General features: G+C 59.9%; 11 protein-coding genes. 9 read left to right on the plus strand and 2 right to left on the minus strand.

What is annotated here, in order from left to right; genetic code table 11:
• Positions 1 to 403: 403 nt before the first annotated feature.
• From IC235_RS20145 to IC235_RS20185, 9 genes are all read left to right on the plus strand, one after another.
• Complete coding sequence (locus tag IC235_RS20145) at positions 404 to 1,651, plus strand: efflux RND transporter periplasmic adaptor subunit (RefSeq protein WP_191007012.1); 1,248 nt, start codon at positions 404 to 406, stop codon at positions 1,649 to 1,651.
• A gap of 11 nt (positions 1,652 to 1,662) precedes the next feature.
• A complete protein-coding gene (locus IC235_RS20150) occupies positions 1,663 to 3,120 on the plus strand; it encodes a TolC family protein (RefSeq protein ID WP_191007013.1) in 1,458 nt (485 codons plus the stop codon).
• Positions 3,121 to 3,165: 45 nt separating this feature from the next.
• Positions 3,166 to 3,906, plus strand: a complete 741-nt coding sequence (locus tag IC235_RS20155; protein ID WP_191007014.1) for an ABC transporter ATP-binding protein — start codon at positions 3,166 to 3,168, stop codon at positions 3,904 to 3,906.
• 92 nt (positions 3,907 to 3,998) lie between these two features.
• Positions 3,999 to 5,258 (plus strand): ABC transporter permease, encoded by a 1,260-nt coding sequence (locus tag IC235_RS20160; protein WP_191007015.1) that lies wholly within the window; start codon positions 3,999 to 4,001, stop codon positions 5,256 to 5,258.
• A 123-nt stretch (positions 5,259 to 5,381) separates the two neighbouring features.
• A complete protein-coding gene (locus tag IC235_RS20165) occupies positions 5,382 to 6,581 on the plus strand; it encodes an ABC transporter permease (RefSeq protein ID WP_191007016.1) in 1,200 nt (399 codons plus the stop codon).
• 192 nt (positions 6,582 to 6,773) lie between these two features.
• Positions 6,774 to 7,481 carry a head GIN domain-containing protein gene (locus IC235_RS20170; protein ID WP_191007017.1) on the plus strand — a complete coding sequence of 236 codons (708 nt, stop codon included), beginning with the start codon at positions 6,774 to 6,776 and terminating at the stop codon, positions 7,479 to 7,481.
• A gap of 203 nt (positions 7,482 to 7,684) precedes the next feature.
• The gene (locus IC235_RS20175) at positions 7,685 to 9,067 is read left to right on the plus strand and encodes a sigma-54-dependent transcriptional regulator (protein WP_191007018.1); all 1,383 of its coding nucleotides are present in this window, start codon (positions 7,685 to 7,687) and stop codon (positions 9,065 to 9,067) included.
• A 117-nt stretch (positions 9,068 to 9,184) separates the two neighbouring features.
• Positions 9,185 to 10,495 (plus strand): sensor histidine kinase, encoded by a 1,311-nt coding sequence (locus tag IC235_RS20180; protein WP_191007019.1) that lies wholly within the window; start codon positions 9,185 to 9,187, stop codon positions 10,493 to 10,495.
• A gap of 124 nt (positions 10,496 to 10,619) precedes the next feature.
• Positions 10,620 to 11,939 carry an ammonium transporter gene (locus IC235_RS20185; RefSeq protein ID WP_191007020.1) on the plus strand — a complete coding sequence of 440 codons (1,320 nt, stop codon included), beginning with the start codon at positions 10,620 to 10,622 and terminating at the stop codon, positions 11,937 to 11,939.
• Positions 11,940 to 12,479: 540 nt separating this feature from the next.
• On the opposite strand, the gene IC235_RS20190 is transcribed toward IC235_RS20185, so the two are convergent.
• Together IC235_RS20190 and IC235_RS20195 are read right to left on the minus strand one after the other, a co-directional pair.
• Positions 12,480 to 12,707 (minus strand): hypothetical protein, encoded by a 228-nt coding sequence (locus IC235_RS20190; RefSeq protein WP_191007021.1) that lies wholly within the window; start codon positions 12,705 to 12,707, stop codon positions 12,480 to 12,482.
• Positions 12,708 to 12,971: 264 nt separating this feature from the next.
• Positions 12,972 to 13,682 (minus strand): SAM-dependent methyltransferase, encoded by a 711-nt coding sequence (locus tag IC235_RS20195; RefSeq protein ID WP_191007022.1) that lies wholly within the window; start codon positions 13,680 to 13,682, stop codon positions 12,972 to 12,974.
• Positions 13,683 to 13,815: the final 133 nt, after the last annotated feature.

Here is a 13,815-nt window from a genome sequence, read left to right on the forward strand (position 1 = left end):
CGGCCACCAGCTTCTTGGGAATGGTGCATTTCGTCTCAGCCCTGTTATGGCTTCGTTAATTGTCCGTACAACCTAGAGCGGTTCTCAACTCAGTATATCGTTTTCTTAGGAATTAAAAATGAAGAATTAAAAATTGACCATCACATTTTTAATTCTTCATTTTTAATTTTTAATTCCTTCTGCGGTAGTCCGTCGCCATCCGACTCAGTTGTTCTACTGCCAGCCATAGCCTACCCCTTGTATAAATCAAGTGTCCATTTAGAAACAGCGTGTCCGAAAATGGACATGTTTTTTGGGTGAGTTCACGTTGACAAGTATAATATGTATTTGAAAAACAGATGATTAATAAAATGGTACGCCGGTTGGTGATAAGTGTAGGAACCACTCTCATTTCTGCACGAAAATGGACAGAGCTATTACCCCGGCTACTCAAAACCAACGACGGCGTCGGCGCTGGCTGCTCGGAGGGGCCGCCGTAGTACTCTTGTTGGGAACCGTGCTGGCATTCCGTTCCGTGCTGAAGCCCAGCATCCGCCGCACCGATTTGTTGATGGCGACGGTGGGGACGGGTGAGGTAGAAGCCTCGTTGACAGCAGCGGGCACGGTGATTCCAGGCCGCGAAGCGGTAATTACCAGCCCCATCCAGAGCACCATTCGTCGGGTAGCATTGGAAGTGGGTGCCCGGGTGAAGCCGGGCCAGATCATCCTGGAGCTGGACAAAGAGCTGGCCCGCTCGGCCCTGGCCAAGCTCGACGACGAGCAGCTTCGCAATCAAAACAAAAATTCTCAGCTGCAGCTCACGTTGGAGCGCAGCCTGAACGATTTGCGGGCGCAGGCGCAAGTGCAGGCCGTGAAGGTGCGCAGCTTGCAGTCGGCTCTGCGCGACGAGCAGCAACTGCTGCAAATCGGGGGCGGCACCGCCGAAAACGTGCGGCAAGCCGAGTTGAGCCTGGCCGTGGCGGAGCTGGAAGCCCAGCGCCTGGCGCGCCAGATTCAGACCCAGCAGCGCTCGAACGCCGCCGATGTGCGCGAGCTGGGCTATACCGTCTCGATGCAGCAGCGTAGCATTGCGGAGCTGGCCACCAAGCTGCGGCAGGCCACCGTCAGCAGCCAGCAGCCCGGCGTGCTGACCTGGGTTAATGAGGGCATCGGAACCACGGTGCAGGCCGGTGACCCCTTGGCCCGGGTAGCGGACTTGAGCAGCTTCCGAGTGCGAGCCACGATTTCGGATACCTATGCCGACGCCCTGCACCAGGGTGATCCCGTGGTGGTACGTATCAACGACACCGACTTGCGGGGCGCCATTACGGCCATCAGCCCGAGCGTGGAAAAGGGGGTGGTGACGTTTTACGCCCAGCTCGACCAGCCCCACCATCCGGCGCTACGGGCCAACCTGCGGGCCGACGTTTCGGTGGTGACCCGGGCTCACCACGGGGTGCTGCGCGTGAAAAATGGCCCTTTTTACCAGGGAGGCAAGGAGCAACCCGTGTTCGTGGTGGCCGGCGGGCGGGCGGTGCGCCGCATCGTGCGATTCGGCGACAGCAACTTCGACTTCGTGCAGATCCTCGGCGGCTTGCGGCCGGGTGAGGAAATCGTGATTTCGGATATGAAGGACCACCTGAATACGCCGGAGTTAACCGTCACCGAATAGGACCCACCACGATGAAGACCCGTTTTCTTTTCGTTCTGGTACTGCTGATTCGCCTATGCCAGCCGGTGGGCGCGCAGCCGCCGGGTGGGGGGCTCACGCTGGACCAGGTTATCACCTTGGCGCTCGACCATTCGGCGGTTGGCCAGCAGGTGTTTACCAACCGCGAAACCAGCTATTGGAGCTGGCGCGGCTACCAGGCCAGCTACCGCCCGCAGCTGGGCTTGCAGGGCACGCTGCTCAACTTTAGCCGGGCCATCGCGCCGGTGGTGCAGCCCGATGGCACCACCAGCTTTCAGCCCGTGCGCATCAACAACTCGGATTTGGGGCTGACCCTGAGCCAGAACATTGGCTTGACCGGTGGGCAGGTGTTCGTGGGGTCGCAGGTGCAGCGGTTCGATGACTTCAACGGCTCGTTGCGGCGCTACAACAACCAGCCGCTCACCCTGGGCCTGACGCAGCCGCTGGGCCAGTTCAACGCCCTGCGCTGGGCCCGGCGCATTGAGCCGCTACGGTATCAGGAAAGCCAGCGCCAGTACGTGGAGGAGCGCGAAACCATTGCCCAGCGCGTTACGGAGCTGTATTTCGATGTGCTGTTGCAGCAGGTGAATGCCGAAGTGGCTCGGCAAAATACCGAGGCTACGACCGAGCTGTTGCGCATCGGGCGGGAACGCTACACGCTGGGCCGGCTCTCGCAGAGCGACCTGCTGCAGCTGGAGCTGAACCAGCTAAATGCCCGCCAAGCCCAGACGCAGGCCCAGCTCAGCGCCGAGAACGCGCGGTTGAGCTTGCAGGCGTACACCGGCCTGGAGCCGGCCCTCATACTGGCGGTGCCGACCTCGGCGCCCCAGCCGGCCGTGGCCCCGGCCCTGGCCTTGGAGCAGGCCCGGCAGCACCGTAGCGCCACGCTGGCATTCCGGCGCCGGCTACTGCAAGCGGAGCGCGACCTGGCCCAGGCCCGGGGCACCACGGGGTTTCGGGCCACGCTCACGGCTAACCTGGGCTACGTAAACCAGGCCGAAAACTTTAGCGCGACTTACGCCAACCTGCAAAACCAGCAGCAGGTGAGCCTGGCGTTCTCGCTGCCGCTGGTGGACTGGGGCCGCCAGAAGGCCACCGTCAAAACCGCCGAGCTGAACCGCGACCAGGTGCAGCAGGCGGTAGCGCAGGAAGAGCGCAGCTTCGAGCAAACGGTGCTCACGCAAGCGAGCCAGTTCGCCGCCCTGGCCGAGCAGCTGCGCCTGGCCGGCCGGGCCGACTCGCTGGCCCAGCGGCGCTACGACATTGCCCGCGCTACCTACTTGCTGGGCCGCATCAGCCTAACGGACTTAAGCCTGGCCTCGAATGCCAAGGACGGGGCCAAGCGCGACTACATTTTCGCGTTGCGCTCGTGCTGGGTAGCCCACTTCCGCCTGCGGGCCCTGACCTTGTACGACTTTGAAAAAAAGGCTCCCATCATCGCCACCCGCTAACCCTGAGCCCATTCTATTTTACGCGCTTTTCTCACCTTTTCTCTCATGGAAAATCTGCTTGCCAACCCCACCAGCTATTCCCAGGCCGCGCCGCTGGCTGGCGCCGCCGGTACTCCGGTACTCCGGCTCACCAACATCGAAAAGGTGTACCAAACCAGCACCATCGAAACGGTGGCGCTGAACCAGGTGAACCTCGTCATCAACCGGGGCGAGTTCGTGTCCATCATGGGGCCCAGCGGCTGCGGCAAATCCACGCTGCTAAGCCTGATGGGCTTGCTCGACGAGCCCACCCGCGGCACGATTGAGGTGGACGGCCGGCCCGTGCAGTCGTACTCTGACCGGGAGCTGGCGGGGTTGCGCAACCTCAAAATTGGCTTCGTCTTTCAGAGTTACCACCTGATCAACGACCTATCGGTGGTGGACAACGTGGAGTTGCCGCTGCTGTACCGGCCCGGCATGAGCGGCAAAGACCGCCGCCAGCGGGCCCTGGCGGTGCTCGACAAGGTTGGGCTGGGCGCCCGCACCGGGCACTTCCCCAGCCAGCTTTCGGGTGGGCAGCGGCAGCGGGTGGCCATTGCGCGGGCGCTGGCCGGCGCCCCGGAAATCATTCTGGCCGACGAGCCCACCGGAAACCTCGATTCGGTGATGGGGGAAGAGATTATGGACCTGCTGCTGGGCCTGAACCGGCAAGACGGCGTGACCATCGTGATGGTGACCCACGACGAACAGCAGGCGCTGAAGACCGAGCGGGTTATTCGCTTCTTCGACGGCAGCCAGGTGGGGTAATTACTGTAAGAATGCCAAATCAAGAAACGAAGAGCTGGCGCAAGGCGTGATGCCGAAAATCCTTTCTTCAATTCTTTTTTACCGAATAAGTTATGCTTCTCTCTTACTTAAAAATCGCCTGGAAGGTGCTCATGCGCCGGAAGTTCTTCACCTTCATCAACCTGTTTGGCGTGAGTTTTACGCTGATGATTTTGCTGGTGGTGATGGCCATATTCGACCAACTGGTGGGGCCCACCACGCCCACTAAGCGCATCGACCGGATGCTGTTTGTGAACGTTATCCGGAGCCAGATGGTGGACGGGCGCGGCTGGATGAACATGCCGGCCAGCATTCACTTCGTCGACGAGTACGTGCGCAAACTGAAAACGCCGGAGAAAGTGGGCATCACCACCACCCCAAGCAACGCCACGGCTTTCACCCAAAGCAAGCTGCTGCCGCTCGACCGGTCGTACACCGACGGCAACTTCTGGCAAATCATGGACTTTGATTTTCTGAGCGGCCGGGGTTTCACTGCCGACGAAGTGCGGGCGGCCCAGCCCGTGTGCGTGCTTAACGAAGCCACCGCCCGCAACTACTTTGGCACCTCCGACGTGGTGGGCCGCACCATCGAAATCGACTTGAAGCGCTATCGCGTGGCGGGCGTGGTGCGCAACGTGTCGGCCGCGCACGTGTATGCCTACGCCGACGTGTGGGTGCCCTACACCCTGAGCCCGCAGTATTTTAAGGATAACCGCATCAACGGAGAATTTTTGATCGTGCTGCTGGCTCCTTCGGCTGCTGCAGTACCGGACGTGCGAGATGAATACCGGCAAATGATGAAGCGCGTGGAAGTTCCCAATCCCAAGGAAGTGCAGGCCCTTTTCTCCTACGCCGACCCCATGCTAGCGGGCATGACGCGGGGCTTGCTCGGCACGAACGACCAAACCGTGGACGACGACAAGGTTGGCTCTTTTTACTTGATAGTAAGCGCGCTGGCGCTGCTGTTCATGCTCTTGCCAGCGCTGAACTTAATAAACCTGAACGTGACGCGCATCCTGGAGCGCTCGGGTGAGATTGGGGTGCGCAAAGCATTCGGAGCAGCAGGCCACGACTTGGTGGGCCAGTTTCTGGTCGAGAACGTGGTGCTGGCCCTGGTGGGTGGGCTGCTGGGCCTGGTGCTGGCCGCCGGGGCGCTGGCGCTGGTCAACCAGGCGCATACGGTGGCCTACGCCCACTTTGCGCTGAGCTGGCGCGTGTTTGGCTGGGGCATGGTGCTCACCCTAATTTTCGGGTTGATGAGCGGCGTGTACCCGGCCTGGAAAATGTCGCGCCTGAACCCCGTGGCGGCCCTGCGCGGCGGCGAGCAGAAGTGATAAGTGATAATAGAATGATGAATTAGAAAGCATGAGCTGGCAACGAGCCGGCTCCTGATTCATGCTCATTGAACCAGCCTCTAATTCATCCTTCACAATTTCTAATTCATAATTAGTCGTTCCATGCTTCGCCATCTGTTCACCCTCATCTGGAACCGCAAGCGGGCCAACCTGCTGCTTATTTCCGAAATCTTTTTCTCGTTTGTGGTGCTGTTTGTAGTGGGCGTAGTACTCATCACCACGGCCGAGAATTACTTGACGCCCCACGGGTTCAACTACAACGAGGTGTGGCGGCTGCAGGTACGGGCCGGCCAGGGCCTGAAAATGCCCCGCGCCGAACTCGACGAAGTGCTGCGCCACGTAAAAGCCTTGCCGGGCGTGCGCACCGTGGCCCTCACCAGTGGCAACGTACCGTTTGTTTTCAGCACCAACAATTCGGAATTCAGCTACCAGGGCAAAAAGTCGCCGGTTACCAATGTCTACGACGCCGACGACCACTACCTCGAAGCCATGCAGTTGCACCTGCGCGAAGGCCGCTGGTTTGGCCCCGCCGAGGATGGCAGCAACCATCGCCCCGTCGTCATCAGCCAAGACCTACGCCAGAGCCTGTTTGGCAACGGGCCGGCCGTGGGCAAAGTTTTTACTTACCTCAACCCGGGCAAAGACCCCAAGCCCGAACATCAGTTCCTAGTGATGGGCGTGGTCGACAACGTGCGGATGTCGAGCGACTTCAATGCCGCCGAGCCCAGCGTTTGGAATCGCCTGATTCCCTTTGATACCACTCACTGGGAAACGGCCAACGTGCTGGTGCGCGTGGCTCCCGGCGAGGGGGGCGCCCTGCAAGAAAAGATAGCGCGCACCGTGGCCGGCGTGACGCGCCAGTGGACCACCGAGGTGCGCGTGGTAAACGACGACCGCCTCAACCGTCGCCGCTACACGCTGGTGCCGGTGGTGGGGCTGTCCATCGTGGGCTTGTTTCTCATCATTAATGTGGCGTTGGGGTTGTTTGGCGTGTTGTGGTACAACATCAGCCAGCGCCGGGCCGAGATTGGCCTGCGCCGGGCCATGGGGGCCACGGGCGCGGGCATCGGCTGGCAGTTCTTGGGCGAGATGATGGTCGTGACCACCTTCGGCGTCAGTTTAGGAAGCCTGCTGGCGGCGCAGTTTCCGCTGCTCAACGCCTTCGACCTGCCCGCCCATCCTTATCTACTGGCCATTGGCGGGGCGGCGGGCGCGGTTTACCTCATCACGGCGCTGTGCGCGTGGCAGCCCAGCCAACTGGCCGCGGGCATTCAGCCGGCGGTGGCGCTGCGAGAAGAATAGCCGGCGATTAGGGCCTTACCCCCTAGCCCCCCTCTCGGAGGATAGGAGAGCCAATTAAGGAAAACCGGGGCTGCGTACCGAAATTATTTACCAAGCGCTGTAACGAATGGGGCCTTAGTCGGATACTCGGTTCGACTCTTTCAACCTGATTCGTCGGGCTGTTTCTTTACATAATCTTCTTTTCTCTTTCTCATGAAAAATCTGGTAGTACCTGCTCTGTTCTGGCTGTTGGCCCTGGTGCCCGCCCTCGCCCAAACCGCTCCGGAAGTGCGTTCCGTAGCTGCTTTCCACGCGCTGGAGGTTTCCAGCGGTATTGAGGTGAGCCTGACGGCCGGCGCCGCCCAGCGGGTGGAGGCTAGCGCCGACACCCCTGAGCTACGCGCCCGTCTCAAAACCGAGGTTAGCGATGGGGTGCTGAAAATCACCTTCGACCGTAAGGCAGATGAGGTTTGGGGCCGGAAAAACTTCGTCCGCAACCTGCGGGTGAGCGTGACGGCTGCTCCCCTTACCAGCCTGAAAGCCAGCAGTGGGGCCACGGTAGCAGTGAAAGGAGCTTATGCCCCCGACAACTTCCGGCTGGATCTATCCTCCGGGGCCACGCTCAGCGCCCCCGACTTCACGGCCAAGGAACTGCAGGCTCGCGTGAGCAGCGGCGGGGTAGCCAAGCTGGGCGGTAAAATTCAGCGCCTCGACGTGCAGGCGTCGAGCGGCGGGGTATTCAAGGGCGATAACTTGCAAGCTACTACCTGCGATGCCTCGGCCTCGAGCGGCGGCAACGTAGCCGTAGCCGTGCAAGAAACCCTGACCGCCGATGCTTCCAGCGGTGGCGACGTGCGCTATACGGGAGCCCCTAAGCTAACCAAGCACACCAGCAGCGGTGGCAGTGTCAAGAGCCGCTAGGCCTTCTGGGGTGGGCTAGTCCTTCGGCCTTCCCTTAAGAGCGTGGGGGAATACCATAATCATTTAAAAGGAGTGAGTTCAGGCAATAGATTTCCCGATTCCCGAACCATAACCGGAAGACCCGCGCAGTCAGGCCGCTCCCTATCCCTGGCGAGGGGAGTAGGCTCCTGACCAGAACGACCAACATTAACAGCTTCTTATCCATGTTCCTCATCGTCGATGATGATCTTGCCGTCCGTACCTCACTCAAGCTGCTGCTGAAGCAGGCCGGCTACTCCGCGCAGGCTGTAGCTACGCCCACTGAGTGCCTGGCGGTGGTGCGGGAAGTCCCGCCTCGACTGGTATTGATGGATATGAACTTCTCGCTGGCTACTTCCGGCGACGACGGCCTGGCTCTGCTCCGCGAGGTGAAGCAGCTGGCTCCGCAAGTCCCGGTTATTCTCATTACCGGTTGGGGGTCCATTGGCTTGGCGGTGGAAGGCATGAAAGCCGGCGCGGCCGAATTCGTGACCAAGCCCTGGCACAACGACGCCCTGCTGCAAACCATCCGTACGGTGCTCAGCCTCCACGAAAGCCCGGCGGCCGAAGCCGACAGCCCCACCGCCAGCCGCCGTCAGCTTGACCGGCAGTACCATTTTGCCGAAATCATCGGGCAGGATGCCCAGCTCCTGCACGTGCTGCGCAGCGTGGGCCAGGTGGCCGCCACCGACGCCTCGGTACTGATCGAGGGCGAAAGCGGCACGGGCAAGGAGCTTATTGCCGAGGCCATTCACCGCAACAGCCAACGTCGACACCAGCCCTTCGTGAAAGTGAATCTGGGCGGTATCTCCTCCTCCCTGTTCGAAAGCGAGATGTTCGGCCACCGGCGCGGAGCCTTTACCGATGCCAAGGCCGACCGCGTGGGGCGCTTCGAGCTGGCCAACGGCGGCACCATTTTCCTCGATGAAATCGGCGAGCTAGAGCTGGCCAGCCAGGTAAAGCTGCTGCGCGTACTGCAGGACCGGACCTACGAAGTGCTGGGCGACAGCAAGCCCCGTCGCCTCGATATCCGGGTTATTGCCGCCACCAACCGTAACCTCGCCGAGATGGTGAGCCAGGGCCGCTTTCGCGAAGACCTGTTCTACCGCATCAACCTGATCACCGTGCGGCTGCCCGCCCTACGGGAGCGGCCTCACGACATCGCCTTGCTCACCCAGCACTTCGTTAGCCAGCTGCGCGCCACTTACCAGCGCCCGGCCCTCAAGGTCAGCACGCCGGCCCTGCATTGGTTGCGCAACCAGCCGCTGCCCGGCAACATTCGCGAACTGAAAAACCTGGTGGAGCGCGCCGTCCTCGTCAGCGGTAAGGACGAGCTGGGGCCCGACGATTTCCAGGCCAATGCGCAACGGCTGCCCGTCCGTTCGCCCATCCCCGGCGAGCTGCCTACGCCCGGTACCATAACGCTGGACGAGCTTGAGAGCCAAATGATTCGGCAAAGCCTGGCGCATTACGACGGCAACATCAGCCGCGTGGCCAAGGCGCTGGGCCTGAGCCGGGGCGCCCTATACAGAAGACTTGAAAAGCACGGTATTCCGTACGATGAGTAGCTGTGCATTGGAGGCCGCGCCGCCGAAGCAGGACGAGCTTATATTAGGTATCTCGCTATTCGGTCGTTCTCTTCACGCTAAGTTGAAAGCCCCGCACCTTAGGCTGGGGATTATCAAATGACGCTTCGTACCAAATTCCTGCTGTTCGTCGTCATCATTCACGCGGTGCTTATCGCGCTGGCTGCGCAGCTGCGCGCCACCAACCCGGTGCTGTTCGTGGCCTCCGAAGGGTTGCTGCTGGTTAGCATCGCCCTGACGGCCCAGCTGTACCAGGGATTTGTGCGGCCATTTCAGCTCATCGCGGCGGGCACGGCGGCCATTCAGGCCAAGGACTTCTCCATGAAGTTCGTGCCCGTGGGCCAGCACGAGATGGACCAGCTCATTGCCGTATACAACCGGATGATCGACGAGCTTCGGCACGAGCGGGTCAGCCAGCACGAAAAAAGCTTCCTGCTCGAACGTCTCATTCAGGCGTCGCCGGCCGGTGTGCTCCTGCTGGATTTTGAAGGCCGGCTGGAGAGCGTAAACCCGGCCGCCACGCGGTTTCTGGCCCAGCCGGCTACCTCGCTGCTGGGCCGGCTACCGGCCGAGTTGCCCGGCGCCTGGGGCCCGGCCCTGGCCGCACTCACCCCAGACCAGCCGCAGGCCCTGCACCTGTCGGGCTTGCAAACTTTCCGGGCTCACGCCGCCCACTTCCTCGACCGCGGCTTCACTCGCCGCTTCATCGTGGTTGAGGAGTTGACCCAGGAGCTTATTCAGCAGGAAAAGCACGCCTACGGCAAGCTGATTCGAATGATGTCGCACGAAATCAATAACTCCATTGGCGCCATTAACTCCATTCTGCACAGCTTTTACCACTACGCGCCCCAACTGGAGCCCACCGACCGGCCCGACTATACGCAAGCGTTGGATGTTAGCATTGCCCGCAATACCCAGCTGGCCAACTTCATGGCCAACTTCGCTCATCTGGTTCGGCTGCCCCCGCCCACGGTGCAGCCTACCGACCTGCACGGGCTGCTACGCGGTATCTGCCGGCTGCTCCAGCCCCGGAGCGAGGAGTGCCGCATTCATTGGCACCTGGATTTTCCCGCTACACCGCTGGTGCTCAGCTTCGACGGCCAACAGCTGGAGCAGGTGCTGCTGAACATTGCCAAAAATGCCCTCGAAGCCATTGGCCACGATGGTAATGTGTGGGTGCGCACCACCGCCGAGCCGCCCAGCCTGGTTATTGAGAACGACGGCCCTGGCCTCGCTCCCGAGGTGAGCCAACAGTTGTTCACTCCTTTCTTCAGCACTAAGCGCGATGGTCAGGGTATCGGCCTTACCCTGGTCCGGGACATTCTACTGGCGCACGGGTTTGCCTTCCAACTACAAACCGAGGCTAGTGGTCGCACGGTATTCTCCATTAGCCTTAAGTCTGGAAAATAGGTTGCAATAGGAGGGGGTAAATCCAAATAATAAACTCTTTTAAGCTAATCATGCCTAAAAAATAAGGGGAGATTTGATAAAAAGTGCGACTTATTGCTTCATTGGGCCTTAAATTTACCCAATGATGACTCGCAAACAATATATCGCTACTGCCTGCCTCGCCGTGCTACTGGCACTGGCGGCCGTTGCCGCATTTCTACCTCAAGATCATCCCGAGGCCAGGCCGGGAGTGTTCAACCCGGCTGATCTGGCATGGATGCTTTCCGCGTCTGGCCTAGTGCTGTTGATGACGCCCGGACTGGCGTTTTTCTACGGCGGCATGGTCAGCAAGCGAAACGTGATTTCCACCATGTTACAGAGCTTCATTGCTTTGGGGGTGATTTCAATGCTGTGGTACGTGGTGGGCTTCTCGTTGGCTTTCGGCGATAGCATCGGGGGCGTGGTCGGTAACCCACTCACGTTTTTCCTGTTCAACCACGTCGGCACCGCCCCGCACCCGCGACTGGCACCCAACCTGCCTTTGGTGCTCTATGCAGCTTTCCAGCTGAAGTTTGCCATCATCACTCCCGCCCTGATCAGCGGTGCCTTTGCTGAGCGGATTCGCTTTTGGGGTTACCTGCTGTTTATGTGCTTGTTCAGCCTGCTGATCTACTGCCCCTTAGCTCACTGGACCTGGCACCCCGACGGATTTTTACTGAACTGGGGCGTGCTCGACTTCGCGGGCGGCACGGTGGTTCACATCTCGGCCGGCTTCGCGGCGCTAGCTGGCGCGCTGGCCCTGGGCCGCCGCCACGTGCACAAAAAAGGCCACACCCACGTGCCACCCAACGTCCCGTTCATTCTCATGGGTACCGGTTTGCTGTGGTTTGGCTGGTTCGGCTTCAACGCCGGCTCGGCGCTGGCGGCCAACCCGGTAGCCGTGCAAGCCTTCTTCACCACGCACATGGCCTCGGCCGCCGCCATGCTCACCTGGATGATGATTGAAGCGGTGCGCGGGCAGCGTCCCTCAGCGGCCGGGGCGGCCATTGGCGCGGTGGTAGGGCTGGTGGCTATCACTCCGGCGGCGGGCTACGTGAGCTACGGCCCCGCGCTGTTTATCGGCGTGGTGGCCGCAGCTATCAGTGCCGGTGCCGTCGACTTAAAAAACCGCACCACCCTGGACGACACGCTCGACGTATTCCCCTGCCACGGCGTTGGTGGCATCGTAGGCATGATTCTAACCGCCGTTTTCGCCAAGGACGGCGGTCTGATAACGGGCTCCACCACCCTGCTCTGGCATCACCTGGGGGCGCTGGCTTTTATCTCAGTGTATACCTTCGGCGGCTCTTTTCTACTCTACAAGCTCACCAACCTGCTGATCCCCATTCGCGTGAACGCCCGCCACGAAGCCGACGGCCTCGACGTCAGCCAGCACGGCGAAACAGTATTAGCCCTGGCCGGTTAGCTGCTCCAGCCTTGCGCGTAGCCCCGGGGCTGAGGGACCAACTTACGCGGAAGCAGATACTGAGGCTGCTTTTAAGCGTCTTAGAGTGGTTTGATGGACTATGGGCCCTGCCCTCCGTGTCGACCTTACGTGGCCCCCACGGGCCAGGCTCTACTGGGTACAACCCTGCATCTGCTTTATGCGCAGAGTTATAAAAACGGTCGAGCCAAGCACAATACCTCGTCGGTGAAATACCTGTAATGGTGTACAAACCTCCGAAAATAGGCTGATTTTCACCACTCGCTTAATCTGCAATAAGTATAGTACTTCCCTATTTTATTGGGCGGCTGGTATTAAGAGCAGGTTGTTTGAATAGTGGTAATAAGATTACTCCTACAGAGTGCGCTAAGACAAAAAATATTGAGCCACCTGCCAGCCAGAGTGTTAAGTTCGTTGCCAGATAATTGAATTATAGCGTTAGGAATCAACAAATGGAATAGCCTTTGTAGCATAGAAAAGCTATCTGTAGAGTGGCTTTTCTACGCTACAGAGGCTATAAGCCTAAACGGCTAAAATAGTAGTGGTGTTTCTTTCAACTCTTGCCGCGTTCATCTTAAAAGCCTCATCAATAATATTATTGGCCTCCTCTAGTGTTATGCCTTCAACCCTGGCTAGGATGCGAGCTTGTATTCTTAATAGGGTGTGAAGGAGGGCTGTGTTGTGATGGACGGTGGCGGTAGTTGCCATCATTAAGGCATCTGGCGAAATTGGTTTATTCTTGGAAGGCATAATAATTAGAAAAATGATTGAACAAATATAATAAAGCTGAAATAATTACCTAAGCGCTAGCTGCCGCAGTCTTTGCCCTAGCGCAGTCCCAATCGATGGCTGAGGGTAGGGGCATCTACCTACCCGAAAATATATTCTGTCACCAGTATTTTAACGGCCGCGTAATAGACGGCTTAGCCCGCCCTGCGGTTGAGATCGCTAAGTAGCGAGCACGGCTGAGATTTTGAAGGGTATGGGGCTCGGCACACTAACTCCGAAGCCGCGCTAAGCCCCCAGCACAAACACTGTCGGAATCTTGTGCAATTCCGGGACTGGCAGGCGGCGCCAGTCGGCCACTGGTAACGTCCGGATAAATTCCCCGGCTCCGGTAATGTCGGCTGCCACGCACAAGCGAGTACCCGGCTGCAAGTGAGCTAGTAAATCGGCAAACAGCGCGCCGTTGCGGTACGGCGTCTCAATAAATAGCTGCGACTGCTGCCGCTGCTGGGCTTCCTTCTCCAGTGCCTTGAGGGCTGCCACTCGCAGAGCCTTTTCAATGGGCAGGTACCCGTGAAACGCAAACTGCTGCCCGTTCAGCCCCGAAGCCATGAGGGCCAGCAACAACGACGAGGGGCCCACCAGCGGCACTACCTTGATACCCAGCCGGTGTGCCTCGCGCACCAGCGCCGCGCCAGGGTCGGCAATGCCGGGGCAGCCGGCTTCGCTGAGGATACCCCCATCAATCCCTTCTTTTACCAAGGGCACTAAAGCGGCCCGCACCGCCGCGTCGGGGCTGTCTTTGTCGATAACCGTGAAGCGGATGTTCTCGATTACACGCTGCGGGGCCACGCTCTTCACGAAGCGGCGAGCCGTGCGGGCATTTTCTGCCAGGAAGTAGGGGAGGGCAGCCACGGCCGCTACTACCTGCGGCGGTAGTACCTGCGGCGCCGTGTCTTCGGCCAATGGGGTGGGAAGCAGAAACAGCGTTGCGGGCATGAGCGGAGATAAGGACGCGCAAAGGAACGAACCGGCCGGCGGGTTGTCGGCTCGGACGCCTGGCCGTTCGCTAAAGCCAAGTGCATCAGTCCTGCTTGCCCAGCCACTGGCACGCGAGTTCGAGAATTTGTAA

This window comes from Hymenobacter montanus (genome assembly GCF_014699115.1).
Taxonomy (GTDB): domain Bacteria; phylum Bacteroidota; class Bacteroidia; order Cytophagales; family Hymenobacteraceae; genus Hymenobacter; species Hymenobacter montanus.

What these genes read in the sequence shown, in the direction of transcription:
- IC235_RS20145 (WP_191007012.1), top strand. Translation starts at nt 404, where the DNA reads ATGGACAGAGCTATTACCCCGGCTACTCAAAACCAACGACGGCGTCGG.
- IC235_RS20150 (WP_191007013.1), top strand. Translation starts at nt 1,663, where the DNA reads ATGAAGACCCGTTTTCTTTTCGTTCTGGTACTGCTGATTCGCCTATGC.
- IC235_RS20155 (WP_191007014.1), top strand. Translation starts at nt 3,166, where the DNA reads ATGGAAAATCTGCTTGCCAACCCCACCAGCTATTCCCAGGCCGCGCCG.
- IC235_RS20160 (WP_191007015.1), top strand. Translation starts at nt 3,999, where the DNA reads ATGCTTCTCTCTTACTTAAAAATCGCCTGGAAGGTGCTCATGCGCCGG.
- IC235_RS20165 (WP_191007016.1), top strand. Translation starts at nt 5,382, where the DNA reads ATGCTTCGCCATCTGTTCACCCTCATCTGGAACCGCAAGCGGGCCAAC.
- IC235_RS20170 (WP_191007017.1), top strand. Translation starts at nt 6,774, where the DNA reads ATGAAAAATCTGGTAGTACCTGCTCTGTTCTGGCTGTTGGCCCTGGTG.
- IC235_RS20175 (WP_191007018.1), top strand. Translation starts at nt 7,685, where the DNA reads ATGTTCCTCATCGTCGATGATGATCTTGCCGTCCGTACCTCACTCAAG.
- IC235_RS20180 (WP_191007019.1), top strand. Translation starts at nt 9,185, where the DNA reads ATGACGCTTCGTACCAAATTCCTGCTGTTCGTCGTCATCATTCACGCG.
- IC235_RS20185 (WP_191007020.1), top strand. Translation starts at nt 10,620, where the DNA reads ATGACTCGCAAACAATATATCGCTACTGCCTGCCTCGCCGTGCTACTG.
- IC235_RS20190 (WP_191007021.1), bottom strand. Translation starts at nt 12,707, where the DNA reads ATGCCTTCCAAGAATAAACCAATTTCGCCAGATGCCTTAATGATGGCA.
- IC235_RS20195 (WP_191007022.1), bottom strand. Translation starts at nt 13,682, where the DNA reads ATGCCCGCAACGCTGTTTCTGCTTCCCACCCCATTGGCCGAAGACACG.